We start from the raw sequence: 24,820 nt of genomic DNA on the forward strand, positions 1-24,820 counted from the left end.
ACACCCAGCTATGTTATTGATTTAATCTGGTTTTGGGCATTGTAACAGGGGGGAGAGGTATCGCTCTATGGCAAGAGATCAAACTTGGCGCATTGCCCATGGCAACCGCCTTTCGCCAATGTTCGCGTTGTAGTTCAAGCTATTCAACCATGAACGTTAACAGTTAAATCAATAATCTGTAAGATTACTGTCGAAAGAAAACTAAACCTCGGCGTCACATTACTAATTACTAACCACCTCTAGAACAATACGGATACGCAATGATCTCATCGTTAGTCGAATCAACGCTTAAAAATGCCAATGCCAGCCATATCACCGAGCTATTTTTGTACATTATTATTGCTTGCTTTGTGGTGTCGCTGTATTGGAAAAAGCAGGACAAACACGCAGCTTTTACGGCTTACACTCCGACCTTACTAACCTCGTTAGGTATTCTGGGTACATTTACCGGGATCATCACCGGGTTATTAGACTTCGATACCAACTTGATTGACGAAAGCATCGGGCCACTGCTTGGCGGGTTGAAAACAGCCTTCACAACTAGCCTTGCTGGTATGTTGTTCTCAATTCTTTATAAGTCCATTCTTGCAACGGGCGTATTGAGTGCGACAGACAGTAATCAAGTTAACGATGAAGATATTGATATTAAGGACTTGTATGCCGTTATGAAGCAGCAAGTAACCGGCATCGAAGAACTAAAGGCATCGATTAGTGATAACGATGAGGGTAGCCTGCTTGGGCAGTTCAAATTGTTGCGCGCAGATACCAACGAAAGCCACAAAACTAACAACAAGCTTACTGCCGAAATGGCTTCGCATATTGAGCTTCTGTTACAAGTCGCGCAAACCCAGAGAAGTGAGTTCAAGGAGTTTGAAGAACGACTTTGGATTAAGCTGCAAGACTTCGCCGATATGCTCTCGAAATCCGCCACCGAACAGGTCATTGAAGCCTTGAAGCAGGTGATTCAAGACTTTAACAACAACTTAATTGAACAATTTGGTGACAACTTCAAAGCACTGAATGAGGCCGTGCACGAACTCGTAACTTGGCAAGCCAACTACAAAGACCAGCTTCAAGAGATGAAGCACCAGTATGACCATGGCGTGCAGGCAATCACTCAGACAGGTGAGTCAGTCGCAAGCATAAGCAATGAAGCTAAGGTAATACCTGAGGCGATGAGTAATCTGAAAGCGGTAATGGAAGTGAACCAACACCAGATTACTGAGCTTGACCGGCATTTAGATGCCTTCCAAGCGGTACGTGATAAAGCTGTTGAAGCGGTGCCGGAAATCAAAGACCAAATTGAGCTGGCCATAGCTGGCGCTAAGCAAGCTAACGACCTGTTAGCTTCAGGTATCGTGGAAAGCAGCGATCATATCAAGACCGTTATTACCGAAAGTGCCGACAACTACCGTTCAACAGTCGACCAAACAAGAGCAGCGCTAACTGAGTCTGCTCAGGCAACCGCGAACTCCAGTGAGGAAATCAAGAAACAGTTCTCTGACGCACTTGAGGACATCAACGCCCATATGCGTGACCTTGTCACTGAGCTGCAGCAAGGTAGCAAGTCGCTTAATGACAACTATAGAGAAGCCAGTTCCGCCCTTATATCTGAAACAAGTGAAGTCAAAGCGGCCTTCACGCGCAGCGTAGACGATATGAAGCGCTCATTGGCTTCTACCATCGAAGAGCAAGCCAGTGAACATCGCAAGCAGGCTGATCGCGTGTTTGCGGGCCTAGAGCGCAGTATCGAAGAAGCCTTGTCTCAAACCGGTGAGTCGGTACAGAAACAAGTCACCATGATTGATCAGACTATGGGCGAGGAGATTCAGAAAGTCATGCAGTCGATGGGCAGTGCATTGGCTTCGATAAGCGGCAAGTTCACTGAGGATTACAGCCGCCTAGTAAACCGTATGTCTGATGTTGTAAGACAACAGGTGTAGGGCTTAAGCAATGAGTGCAATTTTCACCCAAAAACAAAGTGAGCAGGAAGAATCCCACTGGTTGTCGGTGTCTGACCTTATGGCAGGACTGATGATGGTGTTTCTTTTTATCGCTATTGCCCTAATGAGGAGCGCGTTCATCGAGCGTGACCAAATCAAAAATATCGCAGTCGCTTATCAAGAAAAACAAGTCGCTATCTACGATGCCTTGCAGGCCGAGTTCACGAAAGACCTTACTCGCTGGAACGCCGATATTGATGAAGAAACTCTGACATTTACGTTCAAGTCGCCCGAGGTGCTCTTCCAAGAGGGGAAAGCCAATATCAATACTGAGTACAAAGCGCTACTCCAAGATTTTTTCCCTCGGTACATGGAGGTGCTATCTCCCTTTGCGGAGTCGATCAATGAGGTTCGAATTGAAGGTCATACCAGTAGTGAATGGGACCGAGACACCCCACCCGACGAAGCATATTTCAAAAATATGGAGCTGTCACAAAGGCGCACCCGTACGGTTCTAGATTATGTCTACCGGTTAGATAGCAGCGCGCAAAATAGAGCTTGGATCAAGAAGCACTTTGCGGCGGTTGGCTTGTCATCATCGCAAATTATCACCCACCCGGACGGTAGAGAAGACAAAGGAAAATCCCGACGGGTGAGCTTTCGCGTAATTACCAACGCTGATATTCAAATTAAACAGATACTGGAAAGTGCTCAATGAAGCTAGATGTCAATCTAAGCCAGCTTTGGGCTTGCGTAGAGAAAATGGGGGCTGATGCCATATCGTTTGATGTGGGTGAAGTCTGGGACGACAGTGACCTTGAATTTGATGCTCAGCTGAGTAGCTCTGGTATTGAGATCAGCTTGGATGAGCTTGAATCAGAGCATGGGTTACTTAGCGCTCGTGGACGCCAGGTTATCTTGTTCATACCAGACCAAGGCTTCTCTATCGATAAAGCGATTGATGATCCATCTCAAGGCCGAAAATTTCATATCGCGGATTGTCGGACACTGGATGATATGCGGCGAATGAATCGCTTTGAAAGATACAAAATAACCAACAACCTTTCTGGGCAGTTCCCCGTTTACGGCAATAGTAAGTTCGACGGATTCAAAGAAGCAGATATTCCCTTGAGGGTTTGCCGCAACTGCCTAAAGAAACTCAATTACCATGGAGTGAATAACGCATCTAGAGCGGAGGTGACTTCAACTGTAAATAACTTCAATATTGAAGAATTCTTTTCGACATACAGTTCGCTTTTTTCACGCCTGCCGCGCCAGCATGTAAACGATACGAATAAGGGCTATACCGAAGACTTTAAAAAGATATCGGACAGAATACGCTCCGACGCAGGTTACATATGCCAACACTGTAAAGTAGATCTAACAACAGACAAGCACCTATTGCATACGCATCATATCAACGGGGATAAAGCTGACAATGCCGATATCAACCTTGTAGCCTTATGCGCTGACTGTCACCGTAAAGAGCCATTTCATGGGCATATGTGCATTAAGCACTCAGATACCCAGCGCATAAATCAACTTCGAAACGAGCAAGGTGTTTACAGCAATTGTGATTGGCCAACAGTCAAACGCAAAGCCGACCCTGCGCTACATGGAGTATTGGACTATGCAGAGAGAAAAGGCTACTCCGCCCCTGAAGTTGCATACTCAGTTAACACCTTAGGTGAGAAGGCTCCAGTCGTACTAGAACTTGCCTGGCCCCATCGCAAGTTTGGGGTTGTGTTGAGCAATCCTCAATATATCGATAGGTGGCAAATAGTCGATATATCAGGTGCAATGAAGTATTTCAGTAGGCCACTTAAAGGTCGGTGAAGTCATTTGAAGAAAAGGGATCATTCAACGCTAGGTGGACCACAGGCTAGCAAAGATTATTTGCAGTAAGAATGGCAGTAAGCAACTTTTTACGCTCGACAGATTGGCAATAAAATCAGTTACTTGAGTAGTTTTTTCAACTCCCGCCAGCCCACCAAACGTTTGGAAAGGCGATAACTCTATGAGTTATCGCCTTTTTTATTCCATTCACAACGTACTTCGCACGGTTTCCACTAACAGGCTCTGCCAAACGATATTGCTAATATGGGTTATTGAAACCCTCAACTCACACACCTTACCCAACCCTTCGATCAGCCAATTTAAACTCCCCAATAAACCCATTTAGTCGTTCGCTCGACGCCTTCAAGCTTTGGCTGGCGAGTACTGTGTTTTGCGTTGTTTCGCTCATTTGCTCGGCTTCGTCTTTGATGCGGTGTACTTGCTTTCTAATCTCGATGGTGGTGTTTGATTGCTCTTCTACCGCGGCAGCGATTTGCTGTGACATAACCGCTACGCTGTCCATCTCGGCTCTGAAAAACGCGAAGGTTTCGACGCTGCCCATCATCACGTCGGCAACGCTTGCGCCGTGCTGCTGCAAATCGGAGAGGTGTTTAACGGCGTTCTTGGCGGTCGTTTGTAGGCTGGAGATCTGTTGTTCTATCTGTTCAGTGGCATCGCGGGTCAAGCCTGCCAAGTTACGGACTTCATCGGCAACCACGGAGAAGCTGCGGCCATGAACTCCGGCTCGGGCGGATTCAATAGCCGCGTTGAGTGCTAGCAAATTGGTTTGCTCGGCAATGCCACTGATTACCTTGAGAATGTCGGCGATTTGCTCGGTATCGTTGTCGAGCTGGCCGACTTGTAGCTCGGTTTTGCCTATGGTTTCAACCAGCTGATTCATCATATCGCGGCTCGATGCCATAGCTTGCTCGCTGTCGAGAGACTTGCCGTAAACGAGTTGAATCGAGTTGGCGGCTTCATTGGTAATAGAGGCCACTTCGGTGCTAACACTCGCCATCTCATCGATGGAGGTTGTTAGGTAGTTGGTTGATGAATGTTGTCTATTTACGCTGTCTAGGTTTGCCTTCATGGATTCCGCAACGGAGTCTATCCATTGACTGCTGGACTGTATCGCCCCATCAAAACTGACGAGGGTGTCGTTGAAACTGCATTGAATCTTATTGAAGGCAGAGGTCACTTCCATCAGCTCTTGTGGCCCTTTGATGGAAATCTCTTTATCTACCCGCTTGTTTGTCGCCACATCGGAGAACTCGCCAATAATGTAGGACAGCTGCTTGGTGATTGAACGAGTAATTAACAGTGAAACAGCTATCACTAAAAACAGTACCGCCGCACCGAGAGTAACGCTGGCAAACAGCGCCTGATTGGCTCGCTGTTTCTCTTGTTCAGATAGGTCGATTAGCCGCTGCGATACAAAGCTGGAGACGGCCCGCAAGCTTTCAATGTTACTGCTTGCCTCTGAAAACCAAGTATGGGGCGACATATCGATGCTCTCTCCGCCCATATTCAATAACTTAAAGCGCAAATTGTGAATCGATTGATTTAACTCGCTGTTCAGATGCTGCTGCTCAAAATACTGCACCACATCACTCGGAGCATGGGTGTTAAAACGCAGTAACAAGTCTTGCAGTGCGCGCCAATCAGCCTTGTTGTTGCCGTGGGAGGTATAGTCGACTTTGCCAAAGCGCAGCATTCGCAGCTTCATCGAACGCTCGAACGAGTAAACATTATCAATCTGCATCAGCGTGGCATAGCTAGTTGCCAACATAGACAGCTCAGGGCTAAATGATGAAGCCTTCACCAAGCTATTAATCGCTTCGATGGCTAGCAGACTTGCGTCGGCGTAGTTATTGGCAATCCAGTTGCCGTTTTCATCTTTTAGCTTGCCCTCGTCAATAAGCTTGCGCGATGCCTTCAAGAAAGAGAGTGCCGATGAAAAGCGCCCCGCATCAACATAATACCCTTGCAACGCGTCTGACTGGCTCTCTTGGTTGGCTAAATAGGTATTGAATTCAACCACTGCGCTATCAACATCGGCTCTAAGCCGGTGCAGCCGCTGTTGATAGGAGGAGCCATCCTCAAGCTTTTGGTCGGCGTAAGCGATAAAGGCGATGGTATAGTCGCGCTCATCTTGCAGTAGCTTAAGTAAGTCGCCGGTTTTTTGAGCGAGTTCCATTACGGAATGCAGGTTTCTGGTTTGCTGTTGTTTCTCCATCAACGATATGCAACTCACCGCGATAAAAGCAAACACCAAGAAGGTAGGAAGAAAGGTTAGAATCAAAATCCTTGTTCTAATTTTTATACTAGCAATACTCATTAACTTGCTTATCCCTCGCAATAGCCATCCATGCTGCAGGCTATAAAGTAAAGGGCTTTGGCGCGCGTTAATGTGATTTAAACCGATAAAACCTCGTCACAAATTCGAATCCCGTAGTATGGGATTTGTCTTCCATAATTAGTTACCGATTTCGGGAATGATAAATAAGGTCGCTGGGTAACTGCCATCACACTTAGCCAAGTGAGCTATTTATCCAACGCCAACCTGAATGCAAACAACAGGTGCAGCAAAAGCTACCGCACGCTTCCGCGCAACCGCGTCTCCTGCGGCGTCTCCGCAAACAAGCTCTTGTAGTCATGGCCAAACTGCCCCATATGGAAGAAGCCGTATTCAAGAGCTACTTCACCAATGGTTAGGCTGCTGTCGGCCGATAGTAGTGCGCGGCGTACTTGGTTTAGCCGTGAGATTTGGATATAGCGCTTGGGCGACATGCCGCAGCATTGGGCGAAGGTGTATTGCAGAGTGCGGCGGCTTACGTTTACCGCGCGGCAGAGTTCGGTGATGGTGATGGGGGACTTTAGCCTTGTGTGGGTCAGGTAGTCGTTCACGCGCTGCATAATGCGTTGGCGCTGCTGCGAGCACACTTGCGTGGCGGTTGTGTAGTGGGCTTGGCTGAGCAGGTCTACCACTGCGTCGTGCAAGATCAGCGCTTGGGTGGCAGCGCTCCAGCGGTGGCCTTCGGGTTGTAGCAGCAGCGTTAGGTATTGCCGAAAGCTGTGCAGTTTGCCCGGGGGGATGTTCTCGAGCCACAGGCCATCGGTGGCCGGGTAAATCGGTGGTTCTTCACCCAGCGCCTCGAGTTGGGTAAAAAAGCTTTTATGTAGCACTAAGCCGAAGATAGAGAAGTCGTCAGGAGTAAGCAGTTCGAAATCGCGGCTACCGGGGCGACATAGGAACTGGTCGCTGCGGGTTTGCTGGTTGTTGATGCGGCAGCTTTTATTGTCGGCGCTAAAGCCGAGCCACAGGCCGCCCTCTTCTACCCGACAGTGTTGGTGCAGCTCGCGGTTGCTGTCTTCGCGAAACAGGTGGATATGGGGGAAGTTAATCTCGTTGATCACCCCAAAAAAACGCCCGGGGCTGAGTTGGTCGTATTCCTGTTGCCAGTTGATCAGGTTGTCAGCTTGGTGGTTTGCATCATCTGAGTGAATTGTGCACAGCGATGATGCGTCATCGATAAGCGCTGGTATTTCCATATATCACTTCACTTGCATGGCCCTTGGGCCAGTTTGGGGCAAGCCAACCTTAAGTCATTGTTATTTATTAATTTTTAGCATTGCCGTTTTTCGATAAGCCTTCGGTACAAAACTCGCAGGCTCAGTTTTATCGCCCTAGATAAACAAGTTGAGCAAAAAATGAACCAAGTCACTTGCGCTGTACAGCCAAGCACCTTGCCCAAAGAGCGGGCAATGCCGGGTTTTCTGCTTGCCTACGTCAAGCATGTCGACCGCTTTAACCGGCGGGTCGGTCGCTTGATGATGTATGGCATCTTCCTGATGATTGGCGTGCTTATGTGGTCGTCGATCTCCAAAACCTTCTTTATGCCATCGCTGTGGACGCTCGAATCGGCCCAGTTTCTGATGGTGTCCTATTACATCCTCGGTGGCGCCTATGCCATCCAGCTCAACGCCAATGTGCGCATGGACCTGTTCTACGGCGAATGGTCGACCAAGCGCAAAGCCTGGATGGACGCCTTCACCGTGTTCTTCCTGATTTTCTACTTGGGCGTGCTGCTCTATGGCGGGTGGGAGAGCATGCTCTACTCGCTCGAATATGGCCAGCGTAGCCGCACCGCATGGCGTCCACTGATATGGCCGATTAAGGCGGTGATGTGCACCGGCTTTGTGCTGATGATTCTGCAGTCTATCTCGCAGCTGATTAAGGACATCGCGACTATCCGAGGAGTAGAGATCAAATGAGTTACGGCCTAATCGCAACCACCATGTTCTCGTTGATGATGCTGCTTATGGCAACCGGTCAGCGGGTGTTTGCCGCCATTGGCGCGGTGGCCGCCGTCGCCGCCATCTTGCTGTGGGGAACCGGCGGGGTGGAGATCCCCTTCACCGCCGCCATGAAGCTGATGAACTGGTACCCGATGCTCACCCTGCCGATGTTCATCTTTATGGGCTATGTACTGTCTGAATCGAAGATTGCCGACGACCTCTACAAGATGTTCCATGTCTGGATGGGCCCGATGCCCGGTGGGCTGGCCATCGGTACCATCGGCCTGATGGTGTTGGTATCGGCAATGAACGGGCTGTCGGTGGCCGGGATGGCGATTGGTGCCACCATTGCGCTGCCGGAGCTACTCAAGCGGCGCTACGACAAGAAGATGGTCACCGGGGTTATTCAAGCTGGCTCGTCGCTGGGGATCTTGGTGCCACCCTCGGTGGTGCTGGTGCTGTACGCAATGATCGCCCGCCAACCGGTGGGGCAGCTATGGCTGGCCGGGATTGTGCCGGGGCTGGTGATGGCGGTGCTGTTTATCTTGTATATCGCGATTCGCTGCCGCTTAAACCCCAGCTTGGGGCCAACCCTGAGCGAGGAAGAACGCAACGTACCGCGCGCCGAGAAGCTGCGCCTGTTGGGTGCCGGCGCGCTGCCTATCGGCATTTTTGCGGCAATGATGGTGCCCTTTGTGAACGGCTGGACCAGCCTGGTAGAAAGCTCGGCGATTGGTGCGATGGCCGCGCTGCTGGCGGCCATCCTCAAGCGCCGAATGACCCGTACGGTGTTCGAAAACTCGGTGCGCAACACCTTGGCCATCTCCTGCATGTTTATGTGGATCATCCTCGCCGCATTGGGCTTTGGCGCGGTATTCGACGGCCTTGGCGCGGTGCATGCGATTGCAGATCTGTTTACCGAGCAGTGGGGCCTAAGCCCATGGACGATTCTGATTCTAATGCAGCTGTCGTTTCTGATTATGGGCACCTTTTTGGACGACACCGCCATGCTGGTGATTGTCGCGCCACTGTATGTGCCGCTGGTGAATGCGCTGGGCTTCGATTTGATCTGGTACGGCGTGCTCTACACCGTGACCTCGCAGATTGCCTACATGACGCCGCCGTTCGGCTACAACCTGTTTTTGATGCGGGCCATGGCGCCGCCAGAGATCACCCTGCGTGACATCTACGGCTCGATTGGCCCCTTCGTCGCCATCATGGTGTTCTCACTGATTTTGCTCATGATATTTCCAAGTCTTGCGCTGTGGCTGCCGGAAACGGTGTACGGAAAGTAACTGAAAACTCGCAACTCAAGGTGGGCCGGAGTCCACCAACAACATTATTGAGCTCGCAAGAGCCATTGGAGGGATACAATGAACTCAAGACGTAAATTTTTAACCAGTGCCGCCGCGCTAACCGCAGGGGCGGTGCTTGCTCCGGCCAAAACCTTTGCCGCTAGCCCCAAGATCAAATGGCGCATGCAAACCTACGCCGGCCCAGCGCTGGCCGAGCATGTGATTAAGCCGGCCATCGAAACCTTTAACCGCATCGCCGGTGAAGAGATGCAGATCGAGCTGTACTTTGCCGACCAGCTAGTCCCCACCGACGAGCTGTTCCGCGCCATGCAAAAAGGCATTATCGATGCGGTGCAATCCGACGATGACTCGATGGCCTCGCCCACCGAAGTGACCACCTTTGGCGGCTACTTCCCCTTCGGCAGCCGCTACTCGCTAGATGTACCGGTGCTGTTTAACCAGTACGGCCTGAAAGAGATCTGGGAAGAGGAATACGCCAAGGTTGGGGTGAAACACATCTCCGCCGGCGCATGGGACCCTTGTCACTTCGCCACCAAGAAACCAGTTAACAGCCTGGCCGATCTAAAAGGCCTGCGCATCTTCACCTTCCCCACCGCGGGCCGCTTTATGGCGAAATACGGTGTGGTGCCGGTATCGCTGCCATGGGAAGACGTCGAAGTTGCCCTGCAAACCGGTGAGCTAGACGGTATCGCCTGGTCGGGCATTACCGAGGATTACACTGTGGGCTGGTCGAAGGTGACCGACTACTTCCTCACCAACAACATCTCCGGTGCATGGATCGGCTCGTTCTACGCCAATATGGACCGCTACAACGCCCTGCCCGACCACCTCAAAGAGCTGCTTACTTTGGTGATGGACAGCTCGCACTATTACCGCCAGTGGTGGTACTGGGGCGGCGAAGCCAAGCTGCGGGTGGAAGGCGCCGATATGAAGCTAACCTCAATCCCCGATGCCGAATGGGCCACCGTTGAGGCCGATGCGCATAAATTCTGGGATGAGATCGCCAAAGAGTCGCCGGTTAAGGCGAAAGTGGTGGAAATCTTCAAGAAATACAACGCCGATATGGAAAAAGCTGGCCGTCCTTACCGTTACAGCTAGCCTTAAAACAACAGCGGCTTAAGCGAGAAGCAAGCGTTAAGCCGCTGCTTGTTGACTCCCATTCGAAACCCTAGAGAGATGTAAATGACCGCAAGCTACCGCTGGCAGCAAGGAGACAAGGTCTACCACTTCGGCTCACTGGCCGAGCTAATGGCCAAGGCAACGCCGGAACGCTCCGGTGATGCGCTGGCAGGCGTTATTGCCGAAAGCGCCGAACAGCGGGTGATCGCCCAGATGGCCCTGGCCGATGTACCGCTAAAAACCTTCTTAACCGAAGCGGTCATCCCCTACGAAAGTGACGAGATCACCCGGCTGATTATCGACAGCCACCAGCTCGCAGCCTTCGCCCCCATCTCACATATGACTGTGGGTGATTTTCGTAACTGGCTGCTTAGCGACGCGGCCGATAGCCAAGCACTATCAGCGCTACGCGATGGCCTTACCCCAGAGATGGTCGCCGCGGTCAGTAAGATTATGCGCAATCAGGACCTGATCCTGGTCGCCAAGAAATGCCATGTCGTCAGCGCCTTTCGCAACACCATTGGCCTGCCCGGGCGGCTCTCAACTCGCCTGCAGCCCAATCACCCCACCGACTCGCTCGACGGTATCGCCGCCACCATCTTCGATGGGCTGATGTATGGCAATGGCGATGCAGTGATTGGCATTAACCCGGCCACCGATAACGTGCCGCAAACCATCAAGCTGCTGGCCATGCTCGAAGAGGTAATCCAGCACTACCAGATCCCCACCCAGTCCTGCGTGCTAACCCATGTCACCAATACCATCGAGGCGATTGAGCAAGGCGCGGCAGTGGATTTGGTGTTTCAGTCCATTGGCGGCACCCAAGGCACCAACGACACCTTCGGGGTGAACTTGGCGGTGCTTAAAGAAGCCCACGAGGCAGCGCTATCGCTGAAACGCGGTACGGTGGGCAACAACGTGATGTATTTTGAAACCGGCCAAGGTACCGCGCTGTCGGCCGACGCCTACTTCGGCGTAGACCAGCAAACCTGCGAGGCGCGCGCCTATGCGGTAGCCCGCCAGTTCGACCCGCTGCTGGTCAACACCGTGGTCGGTTTTATCGGCCCCGAATACCTGTTCGATGGCAAGCAGATCATCCGCGCCGGGCTGGAAGATCACTTCTGCGGCAAGCTACTCGGCCTGCCGATGGGCTGCGATATCTGCTACACCAACCACGCCTATGCCGATCAGAACGATATGGACAACCTGCTCACCCTGCTCGGGGTAGCCGGTTGCACCTTTATCATGGGCATCCCCGGCTCCGACGACATTATGCTCAACTACCAAACCACCTCGTTTCATGATGCGCTGTACGCGCGCAAAGCGCTCGGCCTGAAGCCCGCACCGGAGTTTGAAAGCTGGCTGGCGCAGATGGAGATCTTCAGCGATGTCGACAAGGTAAGGCTGAACCAACAACTGGCTAAGCCCTTTGGTGCCTCCATCGCCCTGCTCAGTGACAAGTAACTAAAACGGTAACTAGATAATTAAAGGAGACGCATGAGCAAGTTAGTGAGCAAGCCACAGGATGAGTCAGTGGTCACCGAAAGCCGCTGGCAGAGCCTCAAGCAGTTTACCTCGGCGCGAATTGCACTGGGCCGCACCGGCACCAGCATTCCCACCGGCGAGTTGCTGGACTTTCAGCTCGACCATGCCCGCGCCATCGATGCGGTGCACCGTGCGCTGGATGTGGCCACGCTCAACCAACAGCTTGTAGCCTCTCACTCACTTAGCCACGTGATAACTACCCCGCCTTTGCTGGTGCAAAGCAAGGCCAGCGACCGCATGGTCTACCTACAACGCCCCGATCTCGGCCGACAGCTCAGCGAGGCTTGCTGGCAGCAACTGTGTGATGCGCGCGCCGAATATCATCATCAAGAACAGCGCCAAGAGCAGCACAAAGGGCAGCACCAAGGGCAACAAGAGTACGATTTGGCGATAGTGGTGGCCGATGGCCTCTCCTCCACCGCCATCCAAAAGCATGCATTGCCGGTGATTGAACGGCTGGTTGAAAAGCTTAGCGGCGATGACGCCCACACTTGGTCACTGGCACCGATTACCATTGTCACCCAAGGCCGGGTCGCGGTGGGCGATGATGTGGGCGAATGCCTCAATGCCAAGATAACCCTTATCATGATTGGCGAGCGACCCGGGCTCACCTCCCCCGATAGCATGGGGATCTACCTAACATGGGCGCCTAAGCGCGGCGCCAAAGATTCCAGCCGTAACTGCATCTCCAATATCCGCCCGGAAGGCCTGCCCTATGAGGAAGCGGCCCACAAAGCGCACTATCTGCTGAGTGAATCGATGAAGTTACAGCTTACCGGCATCGGTCTAAAAGACCGCTCAGTGGGGCTGGAGGAAGAGGCGCAGTTAGAATCAGATGCGACCAGTAGTTTTTTGATTGGTTAGAGCGTGTCGCGAGCTATCTGCTTGGGCTAGCGCTTGTACTTATGCAGCAAATCCAGCGGGATATGGCAGTAATCGCCGGGGCGCAGGGTTAGCCGGTCTTGGTGCTCTGCATCGCTTTTCACGTAGTTAGTCAGCGGCAGTACTTCCACGGCAATCTTGTCGGCATCGGCGCGTTTCGCGATATAGCCGCTGGCTATCGCCAGGTGCTGTGGGTCTTGGCTGTAGACTCCGGTACGGTACTTCTCGCCGACATCCTCGCCCTGCTTGTTCACGCTGTAGGGGTCGATAATCTCGAAGAAGTAATCCATCAAGCGCTCAAGGGAGACAAGGCTTGGGTCGAACTCGGTGCGCACGCATTCGGCATAGCCATCGTACTCGCCCGCAGTGGTGTTAGCGCTGCCGTTGGCGCGCCCCGCCTCGGTGCTTACCACACCCGGTAAATGGCGCATAAATTCCTGCACGCCCCACAGGCAGCCACCAGCAAAATAGACGTGTTCCATACTTATCGCTCCAAGGTATTGAGTAGGTAGTCGAGCAGGCTTAGATCGAGCTTGGCTGATGCGCCAATCGCATTGAAACCCGAGTAGTCGTTGCCGACCACATCGAATGCCAATAGCTGCAAGGCTTCATGGTCATACTCTGGATGGGGTGAGCACAGCAGCCAGCGGCCTTGGCCATGCTCGCCGCTGACAATCGCCGCCGGTTTATCGGGCAGCTCGGAGAAGCGCGCCAGCACTTGGAAGCCGGTCTCATCGTTTGGTTCAATGCTTGATTCAGCGCTTGGCTCAGCTCTCGTTTCAGCTCTTTTTTCAAAGACGCAACCGCCGATATACAGCGACTTAAAACACAAAGGGTTAGGGCTAGCAAAGCCTGATTCTGCCAGCTCTATTTCAACTAAGCGGGGCGCAGTGCCGTTGTAGCTGTCGCCGCGACCGAAGGCTTCAACCGGGCCTTTGGCCAAACCGGGGAAGAAGCTTAGTTCGTTCTGGGTAACAATCTCATAGGGCTGATCTTTGGCCCAGTGGGTGGTTTCGCAGGCCATATAGGCACCGGCGCAGATACCGAGGTAGCGCCCCCCTTGGGCAACGTAATCCTTGATACGTCGGTTGGCCTCGCCATTGAGCTTGGCGGCTTTATAGCGGCTAGCGCCGCCGGGCATCACAAACAGGTTGATGTCGGCATCGAGTGCGCCAGCGAGGATCTCGTTGGCATTCACAAAGTAGATGCCCTGCTTGCCGCGCAGCTTGCCCAGCGAGTAATACAGCACATGGTTGGCCGATACGTTGTCTGAGTAGATCAGTATCTTCATGCTGTTTTACTCCCGGGCTAAACGAGGCTTAGTTGGCGCGCGATAATACGCTGGCTGGACGCGCCTTGTAGATGGCTGCCGTCAGTGTACCCGCAACCACCGCCTTCACGATATCACCGGGAACAAACGCCAACACCAGTAGGGTCGATTCCAATAGCGTTTTTTCCAACACAATCGACATGCCAATCACACCGAAGACATACATCACCAAGATGCCGCCCACCATGGAGGCAATGGTTGCGACCACCGCCAGCGATGGGCCACGCCACTTCTCAACAATCAGGCCAGTCACAAAGGCTGCAAACGGCCAGCCCACCAAGAAGCCACCGGTTACCGAGACAAACATGCCAAGGCCACCCAAGCCACCAGCGACCACCGGCAAGCCCGCCGACATCACCAACAAGAACAGCAGCATCGCCAAAGCGCCGCGCTTGGCCCCCAACATCGAGCCACACAGCATCACGCCCACGGTTTGAACGGTAATCGGCACGCCAAAGCCCAAGTAAATGCGCGGGGTTAAGCCTAGCGCAGCCACCAAGGCAGCAAACAAGGCGATATATACAACATTCTTTTCCATCTATTCATCTTCCATATCAATGAGGCCGCCGCGCGCGCGCAGTGCCTGAGCAACGTGGTCCGCATCGTCTAGCGCGAGTACGGTAAAGGGTAAAATGATCCGCCAACCAGAGCGGCGATTAGAGCGCGCGCGCCAGGCCTGAGAGAGAGTCTTGCCGCGGCTCACCAGCGTTGGGGTCATGCGGATCACCAACGCCATCGACAGCTCCAATACCCGCGGGTTAAGCCCAAGCCGGCGCAGTGGCCGCGCTAAAAAGCGCACCACTTCCATCATGTCGGTCAGGCGAGTGGTCATGGTCAACAGGTTGGCCATCGATACCGCCGACACCAAGCGCATGGTAATCGTGGCGCCGTAGGCCAAATCGTCACTTAAGCCATGCCATAGCATCAGGATTACGATAAACGGCGCGAGGATCCGCAGGTGCCGACAACCACTTAGAAAAAACACCTTGCCGGGCAAGGCATACAGCGTGATGACCGCCAGCAAAATCACCGCATGAAATAGCGGGTTATTGGTGAGAAACAGCCCCAGCGTAGTAACACTAAGCAGCGCCAGCTTTACGCCCGCCGGCCAGCGATGGGCCCGGGTTTCAACCGGCGAGCTGAGAGATATCATCACCGTCTCCAATCTTGTGCATTCGAGCCAAGTAAGCTGGCAGCACCTCACTGCTTGCGCCAAAAGCGGCGATCTTACCGCCCTCCAGCCACAGCATTTGCTCGTAACCGGCTAAGTCGTCTGGGTCGTGGCTGATATGGATCAGGCTACCGGGGAACTGACTTAAATAACGAGTGAGCTGCTTTTTGGTGGGAATATCCAGCCCCGCAAAAGGCTCATCGAGGATAATCAGGCTCGGCTGCATGGCCATCACCGCCATCAAACACACCAAGTGTTTTTGCCCACCGGACAGGCTAGCCACATGGGCATCTTGCCAGTGCTCTTTGCCAAAGGCGGCCAGCGTGGCCAAGGCGTTCTGCTTGGCCAGCTGCTTGCTTTGCCCCAGTTGGCGCAGGCCAAATACCACCTCTTCCAACACGGTGGGGAAGATGATCTGATGGTCGGGGTTTTGGAACAGCAGGCCAATGCCGCGCAGGGCAGCTTTGCGGTCTTTAAAGGGGTTGAAGCCATCGACCAGCAGCTCGCCAGATTTCGCTTCCACCAAGCCAGACAGCACCCGAGACAGGCTCGATTTGCCGGAGCCATTGCGCCCCACCACTCCCAAGCGTTTCACCTGAGCATCGAGGGTGAGATTGTCGAGTATGGTCTTGCCTTCAATGCTCAGGCTAAGCTCATGGAGCTTAATAGACAGGCCGCCATCAGCTGGCAGATCGGTGCGGGTAGTGCTGTTCATATTACTTTGCTGACCAAAACATCCATTGAAGGTATCGCGCCGCATAGTAGCAAGTTTGTCAGGGCGGGGAAATGCGCCAGCCCGCCCTAGCGCTAAGTCCTGCGCTGTGCTTTACCATTGGCGCAAAAGCGCACTAATTGCTCAAGAATGTTTGGAGGGCCAAAAGCGAGCGGCATTTCAATCAGCTCAGCCGACACTCTTGCCTTGTAACACGCAATGCTGTGCTTGAATGTTACGCTGGAAGCTTTCCGGCACTTCATGCCAAGCAAACAAATCCACTGCAAACGGCAGGTTACTGTCTTCCAGCGCTTCTTTTAAAACCTCTAACGCTGGGGCTTGTGATCGCTCGATAAAAGCCACCAAATCCAGATCAGAGGTTGGGCGAGCGGTGCCCTGAATGCGTGAGCCATAAGCCCACACTTCTGTACTCGGTAGGTGTTGCTCAAGCAAAGACCGGAGTTCGCTTAGCTGGGCTGGGCTTAGGTCGAGGGTAACTGTGCGAATCAAACTTACTTTCCACCCTCTGCGCTGATTTGCTGCCATTGCTCACCACTCATCTGCTCATACAACGCGATGGCTGCAGGAACAAAACTACTCATTAACAATAATGCTTGTTGAGCCTTTTCACCGCTGTAATCATGAGAGGTGGCAATACGGGCTGCCGCGTAGCCAAGCCACTGTTCTACGGCTTGTTGTGGCTGCTCCCGCCCAAGTAAAAGGTTGTCACCAGCAAGGCGCATAATCGGCTTCGGGCTATTCGGCACCTCAGGCAAACCCAGTTCTTGGTTTAAATAACGCTTTACCACCTTCCACAGGCAATCCCAGCAAGTTTCAAAGCGCTGGATTACCGATTCAGCCACCGCTTCTTGGGTAATGGATGGTAAAGAGGCGTCAAGGTGCTGGTAGTTATGGTACTGCTTTTCTAAATGGCTTAACGCTTGGCGCAGCTTGCTATAGTCGATCATCGGACATCTCCGGCAGTTAGCTCAGTAGCTGGGCATGCAGTAAACACACCTAGTCGATTAAAATTAGTATGGCTCACCCGCCCTACTCAACTTAACGACTAAACAACAGCTCGGCTTAGTACTCGCCTTTACTCTGTTTGGCCCAAAGGACACATCACCGCAATCTCGCTAGTGATTCCCTTTTTGCCAGCTATCTTATTGATAAAATCTGATTTTGGGCATTGTAACAGGGACTGAAAAAAGCGCACTTAATTGCAAGCAAAACACTAACCCTGCTGTTGAAATGCTAGTGATGCCAACACGCAGCGCAGCACACCGTAGTCGAACTGCTGATTTAGCTCCTCAAACAGTGGCTTTAACTTGCTGTCGCCGCTCAACCCCAAACGGTTGATCGCATCGGAGATGGTCAGCAGTTCATACTCGTTGAGTGATACCACCTGTTCAAGCTTGCAGGCGCCGCTCTCGATGGCAGCGCTTAGGTGGGCGGTAATGGTTGTCTCACTCAAGCCGCGCTGCTGGGCGACCTCGGCCACCGAGCCACTGGCTTGATACAGCTCTAGGGTAGTCAGCTCGGTGTTACTTAAGGTGCGCAGCTCTTTGGCTTTGGGATCCACCACCGCCAGCAGCTGCTCGCCATATTTGGCGACCTTGGATTCACCAAAGCCGGAGATCTCGCCTAGGCCTGCTAAGTCTTGCGGGCGAGTCTGCGCAATCGCCTTCAAGCTGGCATCGTGACAAATCATATAAGCCGGTACGTTCTGCTCTTTGGCAAGGGCGCTGCGCACCACTTTAAGGGCTTCGAACTGTGCGAGATCGGCAGGCGATAGGTCGGCCGCGGCTTTCGAGGTGGATGCCTTCTTGGCTTTGCCCTTGGCCTTGCGCAGCTCACGTAGCTGCACCTCTTGCTCGCCACGTAAAATCGGTCGGCATAGCGGAGTGAGCTTCAGGCTGTGGTACTCACCCTCCACTTCCACCAAGTTCATGGCGATAAGCTGGCGAAACACCCCCTTCCACTGGGCGGCGTTTAGCTCAGTGCCAATGCCAAAGGTGGAGACCTTGTCGTGGCCGAAGCGGGTAATCCGGTCATCGGCTTTACCTAGCAGCACATTGGTCAGGTAGGTCACGCCAAAGCGCTGGTCACAGCGGTAGATAGTCGATAGCGCCTTACGCGCGGCTTCGGTGCCATCCCAGGTGGTCGGCGGGTTTAGGCAGTTATCGCAGTTGCCACAGGGCTCAGGCAGGGTCTCATTAAAATAGGCCAGCAGGGTTTGTCGGCGGCAGGTAACCAGCTCGCAATAGCCCAGCAAGGCGTTGAGCTTCTGGCTTTGTACCTGTTTGTAGGCCTCGCTGCCCTCGGAGTTTTGCACCATTTGCTGCTGCAGCACCATATCCTGCATGCCATAGGCCATCCAGGCGTTGGCCGGTTCGCCATCACGCCCGGCACGGCCGGTTTCCTGATAGTAGGACTCGATGCTTTTCGGCAGGCTTAGGTGAGCCACAAAGCGCACATCGGGCTTATCGATGCCCATACCAAAGGCGATGGTGGCAACAATGATCACCCCCTCTTCGCGCAAGAAGCGCTGCTGATGCTCGTTGCGCTTCTCGCTGGGCATGCCCGCGTGATAGGGCAGCGCCACCCGCCCTTGGCGAGTTAGCCACTCGGCGGTATCTTCCACCTTTTTACGTGACAGGCAGTAGATAACGCCAGCATCTTCAGGGTGGTGCTCGCTAAGGAAGTTCCACAGCTCGTTCTTGGCATTCGACGGCTCGCTCACATGGTAGCGAATATTGCTCCTATCGAAGCTGTGCACAAACACCTGCGCCTCGCCAAGGCCTAGCTGGGTAATAATCTCTTGCTTGGTTCGCTGGTCTGCGGTGGCGGTAAGGGCAATCCGCGGCACATTGGGGAAGCGCTGATGCAATACCGACAGCTGCTGATATTCGGGCCGAAAATCGTGCCCCCACTGGCTCACACAGTGGGCCTCATCGATGGCAAACAGCGATATCTGGCACTGCGACAATAGCTGCAGGGTCGACTCCATCATCAAGCGCTCGGGGGCGACATACAGCAGCTGCAACTGGCCTTGCAGTAGCCAATCTTCCACCTCGCGCTGCTCCATGCTGCTTAGCGTGGAGTTCAAATAGGCCGCCGATACCCCAACCTGATGCAATGCATCTACCTGATCCTTCATCAAAGCAATCAACGGCGACACCACAATCCCCACACCCGGGCGTACCATCGCTGGGATCTGATAACACAGCGACTTGCCCCCACCGGTAGGCATCAAGGTAAGCACATCCTGCCCCGCCACTAGGGTGTCGATAATCGCCTGCTGCTGATGGCGAAAGTTATCGTAACCGAAGACGGATTTAAGGAGATCGAGAGGGTTTGGCGTCAAGGTGTTGGCTCGTGGTTGAGTGACTGATGGGCTAAGTGTACCGGATCTCAGCTTGCTCGTTGATGGGAATGTTAGTGCAGTACGGGTGGGAAAAATCAGTGATGAGGCGAATACGCGCGCTAATCGCCTCATGCTATGAGGCAATTAAGCAGGCTAATTGCCTCAGTCTGACTGCTCAGACAGCGCTAGCAGGCCAAGCTCCACAAACTCGAACAGTTGTTGAGTGTGGCCTTGTTCGATCACTGAGCGAATAATTTGCGGGTCAATATTGAGATAGTCATGCACCAAGGCATTGCGCAGACCGATGATCTTACGCCAACCCACCAGTGAGTCGAGCGAGAGCTTTTGCTGCTGGGCCAACATCTCAAATGCTTGATAGGCATCTTGCGGGCTATGCCCAGCTAGGGACTTTGCCCAATGTTTGGCGACGCCAATGCACCCTTCGATCGCCACCTGTAAGCTGCGTTCTGCCGCACGATATTCCAAGTTTGATAAAGGGCGTTCAACTAACAGTGCTTTGATCTCAGCTAGCTCAGATTGATAGCGAGCCATACTTCTGCGTAGTGCCACGATATAGGCATTATCACTCATGAATACTTCTCTGTTTTTTGATTGGTCAACACATCATGCTCCATCTTAGACATAATGCGCTGCTCCTCTCGCAGTCTGCGCGCTTCATCTGCGCTGAAAACGACAGTACAGGCATCAATAGCAGCAAAGGCCAAAGGAACAGGGGCTGAGTTAATATCAATGATCGACAGCTTTCCTTCAGGTAAACCTAAGGCTCGCTGCCAGTCCATCGCTAACAGCTCAGGCCGCAGTCTGCGCTCGAGGGGATCTGCTAACGATGGCGGTTCAAAGGCCACGGCTAAATCCCAATCGCTGGAGTCCGAGTAGTTACCTTTAGCTCGTGAGCCATACAGCCACAACACAGCGACATCTTGATTGGCTTCGGCTAACCGAGATAACGCTGTTAGACGTTCGGTGTTGTTTTCGATTTGCTCTTGGCAGGCCAACTTACTTACCTAACGAGATGAATATAAAGAAGATAGTACCATAAGCTTACGAAGCCCAGACTATCTCGCCCTGTTGCGTAGCCACATAGTTCGACAAATCTCCGAGACCCCGCAGCCTACGCCTACTGACCCAAAAAGTTAGCCTTGAGGATCGCCAGCATATTGCGCTTGCGGCGGTACTCCAACGCCAAGTTCTCTACCATTTGATTAAACTCATCCAAAGGTAGTTTGTGGGAAAGCAGGTTCTGCCTCAGTTGCTTAAGTAACTCAGCGGCGTAGGCATACGCCTCGTTGTGAGTTTGCTCTATCTGCGCCTTAACTTGAGTCAGATACAAAGTAATGGTCTCACTGGTGTGTTCAACGATGATTTTATCAGCCAAGGCCAACTTCAAACGCTCTGAGGCCGGATTAGCTTGAGCCCAAAGTCGCGCCTTGGCGATCTCTTCCTGCTCGAGATAAAAGGCCAGCAGGGCATCACCTTGAGTCGCCAATAAAGGCTCTACCGCAGCAATAAAATCGGCCATCGGCTGATTCAATTGCTGATGCAGCTTTGCCAACTCTTGGTAGTCAGAAAAACGCGGGCGCTGCTCAAATAGTTGCCAAGCTAGCTGCCATGCGGCTTTGTTCTCGCCCAGTTCCAACTTAATTTTAACCGCTAACTCATCACAAGCTCTTAGCTCAAAGGGAGTGGCGTTTGAACGCGCTTTTTGCAACCAGTACTCTGCATCCAATGCATCATCGTAGGTCACACATAACTTAGAGAGCTGCAGATAATCATTCGAATTACGAGCAATGAGAGAGCGAACCCTAAGCTCTTCTCGCCAGTCTTGCCGATTTTGAGACCGCCTCAACAAAGGCGCGACGAAACGGCGCAACCGCCACGAAGGAACGTCCTCCAACTGCTCTCTGATCTCTTCCAGATGCGCCTCACAACGCTCGGCTAAGGCACCTAGCAGCTCGGGGCTAAGCGCAAAATCATCCAAAGAGGGAGAAACATCGTTATCTGACTCAAGTAAGGAGAACAGCCACTGAGCTTGCTGCTCAAGTGACCACGGCAGTTGCTTAAACACCTCAACCATGCGAGAGCACAACTCACCTTGAATATCAAAGCGGTGCCCGGCCGAATCATCCACCTGCTCCAGTGCGCGATTCAGGGACAGCAACCCTTGCTCGAGTAAAGCCCACTGCTGCTCGGCGGAGTGCTTAGGCAACTGCTCCCACAGCAGCTCTAGCTGCGCTTCGGCATCAGTAAAATAGTCGCGAACCTCTTGCCAATCCCATAGATCTTCTGGCTCCAACGCAACCTCGATAATTCGCTTTAACTCGTTCACCCCCAAGTCATCGTCGGCTAGCTCTGCCTTCGCCAAAATACGGTGCCACTGCAGGTTGTCCTTCGCCAGCATACCGACAACTAAATCAATAAGCTGTGGCTGCGAGTAGGTAGTCAAAAACTCCCGAATGGTCTGCTCATCGCTTTTGCTATCATCATCCTGTGGGTGAGCCAGACAGTAGAGCCCTAGCGCCACGCCATGCTTACACAAATACTGATACTCAGCCGCGGGGCAGTTGCATTCAAAACCATCTAGCCCCAAATGATACTGCACCCGATACAAGTAACTTCCCTGCACTGAAGCTTGAACACCGTCACCGAGGTAACGCACTTGCTTAACCGCCCCTTTGTTAAATAGCGCTAAGCCCTTGTTAAAGGTGGTCTTACCAGCATGCTCTAGCAAGGTCTGCCTGTCGGGGAAGTTCTCTTTGGAGGGGGGAGTGTTCATCAAGAAGGCTTATCATTTAATCGGGTTAGTCGAAAAAAGATAGTATCGCCATCGCCTTCTCAGATCACCCCCACAGCCATTAAGATGCCGATAATCTCGTACTGTGAACGGAAAATTCGCAGCGCACGCTTCAAGCTCTTAGCCCGCAGCCACAAGAAACATTCGACTCATACCATGAGGCAAATATGCAGGCTAATCACCTCACAGTTGGCTACGACTAGTCCGCTAGCCCCAGCTCCATCGACACGATAGAAAATGGAGGCCCGCTCGCTTGTTAGGCAAATAGTTGGTATATTCGACTCACGTAATGAGGCAATTAGGATAGCTATTTGCCTCATAGTGACAAGACAAGTGGGAGCAGAGCATGTGGATTTGGCAGCAAGCAAACTGGCCAAGCTTTGAATGGGGTAGTGATGCTATCAATCCCTTGCTGCGCCAAGTGCGCCTGAATCAAGGTATATTGCTGGGAAAAATAAGTAGTATCGAGGGAGAGCAGCAGCAAGCTGCGCTAGATACCTTGTTAGCAAACATTGTCCACTCCAGCGCTATCGAAGGAGAGAAGCTCAATGCCTCTTCGGTGCGCTCTTCACTGGCTAACCGGTTGGGCCTAAGTGAAGCTCAGCCCTACCCAACCACAGCCCAAAGTGAAGGCGTGGCAGAAATCATGTTAGACGCCGTCACCAACCAACAAGCGCCATTAACACTTGAGCGCATCCTTGGCTGGCACAAGCAACTGTTTCCGGAAGGGCATGCCTTGTTCAACCCGGTAACAGGTGGAGAGCTTCGCGGAAACTCACCGATGCAAGTGGTATCTGGGCGACTCGATAAGCCAACGGTGCACTTCGAAGCGCCACCGAGAGAAGGCTTGGAAGCCGAGCTCGCTCAGTTTATCGATTGGTTTAACCTAAGCCGCGAAGACAGCGCGCTGGACCCTTTACTACGCGCAGCGATCACCCATTTATGGTTCGTAACCCTGCATCCATTGGATGACGGTAACGGGCGCATCACTCGTCTTCTCACCGACTTAGCGCTTGCTCAATCGGAGCAGCAATCGGTGCGCTTCTATGCCATGTCGATAAGCATACTCGACCAACGCAAAGCCTATTACGACATCCTTGAGCAAAGCCAAAAAGGTTCGCTCGCGATCACCCCATGGCTATGCTGGTTTCTCGAAACACTCAACGATGCCATCAATCATGCACTTAACGATATTGAGCAGATCGTTCTCAAGACCAACTTCTGGCGTAAAGCTGACCAAACTCAACTTAACGCCCAACAAGTCAAAGTACTGAATCGCTTACTCGATGGCGACTTTGACCAAGGGATCAGCGCCAGCCAATACCAAAAAGTGGCAAAGGTAAGCAGAGCTACAGCCACCCGCCATCTGGCACAGCTAGTACAGCTGGGGTATCTGGTTAAAACAGAGGCTGGCGGGCGTAGTACGCGGTATCAAATTGGTAGAGCGCGCTGACTAGGAGCGAGGGGAGGGAATTTCCTTCGCAAACTCTTCGTTACTGAGATTAGCTGTACTAGCTCAACAACTGCTAACGCTAAATAGCGGATTTCTTCGGCAGCATGTTGCTTAAATTTTTACAAAAACGTATTTTGCGGCAAGTGATACCACTGTGCCCCACCTTGCTCATAGCTTTCAAAGTAGCGATTGTCGCGGCCACGTTGCCCGCCCAATGCCACTGCAATCTAGACTAGCCCGCTGCCAACTTAGCCGCTTGTTGCCACATAAAGTGCGGCATTGGCTCTTTTAACTGCCAAGTAATACTCATCGGCTGTGAGCCTGTGTGCGATACGTATTTCACTTCACCGTAATTCACAAAACCCATGGTGCGGCCGTATTCATCTTTGGTTTGCTCACGCACAAACAAAAACAGTCGCTTGGCCATTTCTTGATGTTGAATGTACTCCAACCCCCGCCCCCTTTCTGGCCTCGCACTGTTTTGCGACTGCCAATGGAAAAGGAGTTCGTTAATCGCGTAGTCATGATACTGATCCGCACCGCTAATACTGGACACGCTACTAAGCTACATGCTGGGCCACCCCGCTAGTTTCGCACCGCAGCAGAGCCCCAAAACAGAACACAGCACACACAATCTGTATGGGTATAGGATTACTTGGGATAAAAAAAGCCACCCTATTGGGCTGTCTCTTGATCACAAGTCCCCGTGCTCAAGAGACATCGCAAGCTCATAGCCTTCAAGGATGGTTTGCAACTTAAACCATCCTTCCCACAACACCTTCACAGACGCTCGGCCTGTTCGTTTTGTATCTTTCCATCCACCTAGTCTGGCGAGGCTCTCGTAAGCCCAGTGCATATCCGGAATGCCCGTGGGTAGTGGCTTTCCTACCGTTTTCATCCACAACAGTTTCCAAGCCTTCGTGCTCATCACGTGTTCGCAGTTCATGGTTGTGCCGTTCGGCTCGACCTCTTTGATAAAACGTAACTGCAGTAAACGGGTGGCAATAAAGGCGAGTATGACGCTCATGCGCTCCA

Annotated in this window: 22 protein-coding genes and 2 pseudogenes; 9 read left to right on the top strand and 15 right to left on the bottom strand. The window is 52.6% G+C overall.

The features are described 5' to 3' along the window. Positions 1 to 326 precede the first annotated feature (326 nt). The 3 genes from G462_RS0112660 to G462_RS22745 are packed head-to-tail and all read left to right on the top strand — an operon-like array spanning position 327 to position 3,779. Positions 327 to 1,943, top strand: a complete 1,617-nt coding sequence (locus tag G462_RS0112660; RefSeq protein WP_157378618.1) for a hypothetical protein — start codon at positions 327 to 329, stop codon at positions 1,941 to 1,943. A gap of 10 nt (positions 1,944 to 1,953) precedes the next feature. Continuing rightward, positions 1,954 to 2,661, top strand: coding sequence for an OmpA/MotB family protein (locus G462_RS0112665; protein ID WP_026959316.1), 708 nt, complete (start codon positions 1,954 to 1,956; stop codon positions 2,659 to 2,661). After that, positions 2,658 to 3,779 carry an HNH endonuclease signature motif containing protein gene (locus tag G462_RS22745; protein ID WP_051326729.1) on the top strand — a complete coding sequence of 374 codons (1,122 nt, stop codon included), beginning with the start codon at positions 2,658 to 2,660 and terminating at the stop codon, positions 3,777 to 3,779. Before G462_RS0112665 ends, G462_RS22745 begins: the two co-directional genes overlap by 4 nt. Positions 3,780 to 4,074: 295 nt before the next feature. Here the strand turns inward: G462_RS22745 and G462_RS0112675 are convergent, their stop codons facing one another. Continuing rightward, positions 4,075 to 5,976, bottom strand: coding sequence for a methyl-accepting chemotaxis protein (locus G462_RS0112675; protein ID WP_026959317.1), 1,902 nt, complete (start codon positions 5,974 to 5,976; stop codon positions 4,075 to 4,077). A gap of 395 nt (positions 5,977 to 6,371) precedes the next feature. Beyond that, entirely contained in the window at positions 6,372 to 7,331 is a 960-nt protein-coding gene (locus G462_RS0112680) for a helix-turn-helix domain-containing protein (protein ID WP_035477654.1), read from the bottom strand. Between the two features lie 159 nt (positions 7,332 to 7,490). Between G462_RS0112680 and G462_RS0112685 the strand changes: the two genes are divergently transcribed. The 5 genes from G462_RS0112685 to eutC all read left to right on the top strand — a co-directional run bounded on the left by G462_RS0112685 (position 7,491) and on the right by eutC (position 12,922). Then, positions 7,491 to 8,054 (top strand): TRAP transporter small permease subunit, encoded by a 564-nt coding sequence (locus G462_RS0112685; protein WP_245579564.1) that lies wholly within the window; start codon positions 7,491 to 7,493, stop codon positions 8,052 to 8,054. Beyond that, the gene (locus G462_RS0112690) at positions 8,051 to 9,373 is read left to right on the top strand and encodes a TRAP transporter large permease (RefSeq protein ID WP_026959320.1); all 1,323 of its coding nucleotides are present in this window, start codon (positions 8,051 to 8,053) and stop codon (positions 9,371 to 9,373) included. Before G462_RS0112685 ends, G462_RS0112690 begins: the two co-directional genes overlap by 4 nt. A 78-nt stretch (positions 9,374 to 9,451) precedes the next feature. Further along, complete coding sequence (locus tag G462_RS0112695) at positions 9,452 to 10,492, top strand: TRAP transporter substrate-binding protein (protein ID WP_026959321.1); 1,041 nt, start codon at positions 9,452 to 9,454, stop codon at positions 10,490 to 10,492. A gap of 84 nt (positions 10,493 to 10,576) precedes the next feature. Then, positions 10,577 to 11,977, top strand: coding sequence for an ethanolamine ammonia-lyase subunit EutB (locus tag G462_RS0112700; RefSeq protein WP_026959322.1), 1,401 nt, complete (start codon positions 10,577 to 10,579; stop codon positions 11,975 to 11,977). 33 nt (positions 11,978 to 12,010) lie between these two features. After that, positions 12,011 to 12,922 carry an ethanolamine ammonia-lyase subunit EutC gene (gene eutC, locus G462_RS0112705; RefSeq protein WP_026959323.1) on the top strand — a complete coding sequence of 304 codons (912 nt, stop codon included), beginning with the start codon at positions 12,011 to 12,013 and terminating at the stop codon, positions 12,920 to 12,922. Positions 12,923 to 12,948: 26 nt separating this feature from the next. Here the strand turns inward: eutC and G462_RS0112710 are convergent, their stop codons facing one another. The 11 genes from G462_RS0112710 to G462_RS0112760 all read right to left on the bottom strand — a co-directional run bounded on the left by G462_RS0112710 (position 12,949) and on the right by G462_RS0112760 (position 22,314). Beyond that, entirely contained in the window at positions 12,949 to 13,422 is a 474-nt protein-coding gene (locus tag G462_RS0112710) for a peptide-methionine (S)-S-oxide reductase (RefSeq protein WP_026959324.1), read from the bottom strand. Between the two features lie 2 nt (positions 13,423 to 13,424). After that, positions 13,425 to 14,231, bottom strand: a complete 807-nt coding sequence (locus G462_RS0112715; RefSeq protein ID WP_026959325.1) for a BPL-N domain-containing protein — start codon at positions 14,229 to 14,231, stop codon at positions 13,425 to 13,427. Between the two features lie 28 nt (positions 14,232 to 14,259). Next, positions 14,260 to 14,808 carry a biotin transporter BioY gene (locus G462_RS0112720; RefSeq protein ID WP_026959326.1) on the bottom strand — a complete coding sequence of 183 codons (549 nt, stop codon included), beginning with the start codon at positions 14,806 to 14,808 and terminating at the stop codon, positions 14,260 to 14,262. Beyond that, the gene (locus tag G462_RS0112725) at positions 14,809 to 15,423 is read right to left on the bottom strand and encodes an energy-coupling factor transporter transmembrane component T family protein (RefSeq protein ID WP_026959327.1); all 615 of its coding nucleotides are present in this window, start codon (positions 15,421 to 15,423) and stop codon (positions 14,809 to 14,811) included. It abuts the gene before it with no gap. Further along, positions 15,398 to 16,156, bottom strand: a complete 759-nt coding sequence (locus G462_RS0112730; RefSeq protein WP_051326730.1) for an energy-coupling factor ABC transporter ATP-binding protein — start codon at positions 16,154 to 16,156, stop codon at positions 15,398 to 15,400. The genes G462_RS0112725 and G462_RS0112730 overlap by 26 nt, the downstream gene beginning before the upstream one ends. A gap of 186 nt (positions 16,157 to 16,342) precedes the next feature. Beyond that, positions 16,343 to 16,663 carry a nucleotidyltransferase family protein gene (locus G462_RS0112735; protein ID WP_211234222.1) on the bottom strand — a complete coding sequence of 107 codons (321 nt, stop codon included), beginning with the start codon at positions 16,661 to 16,663 and terminating at the stop codon, positions 16,343 to 16,345. Between the two features lie 2 nt (positions 16,664 to 16,665). Then, positions 16,666 to 17,121: a nucleotidyltransferase substrate binding protein gene (locus G462_RS0112740; RefSeq protein WP_026959330.1), complete on the bottom strand. Its 456-nt coding sequence runs from the start codon at positions 17,119 to 17,121 to the stop codon at positions 16,666 to 16,668. A gap of 266 nt (positions 17,122 to 17,387) precedes the next feature. Further along, entirely contained in the window at positions 17,388 to 19,520 is a 2,133-nt protein-coding gene (recQ, locus tag G462_RS0112745; protein ID WP_026959331.1) for a DNA helicase RecQ, read from the bottom strand. A 162-nt stretch (positions 19,521 to 19,682) separates the two neighbouring features. Beyond that, entirely contained in the window at positions 19,683 to 20,111 is a 429-nt protein-coding gene (hepT, locus tag G462_RS24960; RefSeq protein WP_026959332.1) for a type VII toxin-antitoxin system HepT family RNase toxin, read from the bottom strand. After that, entirely contained in the window at positions 20,108 to 20,536 is a 429-nt protein-coding gene (gene mntA / locus G462_RS24965; protein ID WP_245579565.1) for a type VII toxin-antitoxin system MntA family adenylyltransferase antitoxin, read from the bottom strand. Before mntA ends, hepT begins: the two co-directional genes overlap by 4 nt. 122 nt (positions 20,537 to 20,658) lie before the next feature. After that, positions 20,659 to 22,314, bottom strand: coding sequence for an SWIM zinc finger family protein (locus G462_RS0112760; protein ID WP_026959334.1), 1,656 nt, complete (start codon positions 22,312 to 22,314; stop codon positions 20,659 to 20,661). A gap of 364 nt (positions 22,315 to 22,678) precedes the next feature. Here G462_RS0112760 and G462_RS0112765 point away from each other — a divergent pair, with 364 nt between their 5' ends. Next, a complete protein-coding gene (locus tag G462_RS0112765) occupies positions 22,679 to 23,785 on the top strand; it encodes a Fic family protein (protein WP_026959335.1) in 1,107 nt (368 codons plus the stop codon). Positions 23,786 to 24,017: 232 nt separating this feature from the next. Here the strand turns inward: G462_RS0112765 and G462_RS22750 are convergent. Continuing rightward, positions 24,018 to 24,329 (bottom strand): annotated as a pseudogene (locus tag G462_RS22750) (DUF3427 domain-containing protein); the annotation flags it as partial. Between the two features lie 150 nt (positions 24,330 to 24,479). After that, a pseudogene (locus G462_RS0112775) lies at positions 24,480 to 24,820 on the bottom strand (IS4 family transposase); the annotation flags it as partial.

The organism is Aliagarivorans taiwanensis DSM 22990, from assembly GCF_000429505.1.
GTDB lineage: Bacteria > Pseudomonadota > Gammaproteobacteria > Enterobacterales > Celerinatantimonadaceae > Aliagarivorans > Aliagarivorans taiwanensis.

Bases quoted from the DNA above. Each gene is read 5' to 3' on its own strand.
- G462_RS0112665 (WP_026959316.1), top strand. From the start codon at position 1,954: ATGAGTGCAATTTTCACCCAAAAACAAAGTGAGCAGGAAGAATCCCAC.
- G462_RS22745 (WP_051326729.1), top strand. From the start codon at position 2,658: ATGAAGCTAGATGTCAATCTAAGCCAGCTTTGGGCTTGCGTAGAGAAA.
- G462_RS0112675 (WP_026959317.1), bottom strand. From the start codon at position 5,976: ATGGAACTCGCTCAAAAAACCGGCGACTTACTTAAGCTACTGCAAGAT.
- G462_RS0112680 (WP_035477654.1), bottom strand. From the start codon at position 7,331: ATGGAAATACCAGCGCTTATCGATGACGCATCATCGCTGTGCACAATT.
- G462_RS0112685 (WP_245579564.1), top strand. From the start codon at position 7,491: ATGAACCAAGTCACTTGCGCTGTACAGCCAAGCACCTTGCCCAAAGAG.
- G462_RS0112690 (WP_026959320.1), top strand. From the start codon at position 8,051: ATGAGTTACGGCCTAATCGCAACCACCATGTTCTCGTTGATGATGCTG.
- G462_RS0112695 (WP_026959321.1), top strand. From the start codon at position 9,452: ATGAACTCAAGACGTAAATTTTTAACCAGTGCCGCCGCGCTAACCGCA.
- G462_RS0112700 (WP_026959322.1), top strand. From the start codon at position 10,577: ATGACCGCAAGCTACCGCTGGCAGCAAGGAGACAAGGTCTACCACTTC.
- eutC (WP_026959323.1), top strand. From the start codon at position 12,011: ATGAGCAAGTTAGTGAGCAAGCCACAGGATGAGTCAGTGGTCACCGAA.
- G462_RS0112710 (WP_026959324.1), bottom strand. From the start codon at position 13,422: ATGGAACACGTCTATTTTGCTGGTGGCTGCCTGTGGGGCGTGCAGGAA.
- G462_RS0112715 (WP_026959325.1), bottom strand. From the start codon at position 14,231: ATGAAGATACTGATCTACTCAGACAACGTATCGGCCAACCATGTGCTG.
- G462_RS0112720 (WP_026959326.1), bottom strand. From the start codon at position 14,808: ATGGAAAAGAATGTTGTATATATCGCCTTGTTTGCTGCCTTGGTGGCT.
- G462_RS0112725 (WP_026959327.1), bottom strand. From the start codon at position 15,423: ATGATATCTCTCAGCTCGCCGGTTGAAACCCGGGCCCATCGCTGGCCG.
- G462_RS0112730 (WP_051326730.1), bottom strand. From the start codon at position 16,156: ATGAACAGCACTACCCGCACCGATCTGCCAGCTGATGGCGGCCTGTCT.
- G462_RS0112740 (WP_026959330.1), bottom strand. From the start codon at position 17,121: ATGATCGACTATAGCAAGCTGCGCCAAGCGTTAAGCCATTTAGAAAAG.
- hepT (WP_026959332.1), bottom strand. From the start codon at position 20,111: ATGAGTGATAATGCCTATATCGTGGCACTACGCAGAAGTATGGCTCGC.
- G462_RS0112760 (WP_026959334.1), bottom strand. From the start codon at position 22,314: ATGAACACTCCCCCCTCCAAAGAGAACTTCCCCGACAGGCAGACCTTG.
- G462_RS0112765 (WP_026959335.1), top strand. From the start codon at position 22,679: ATGTGGATTTGGCAGCAAGCAAACTGGCCAAGCTTTGAATGGGGTAGT.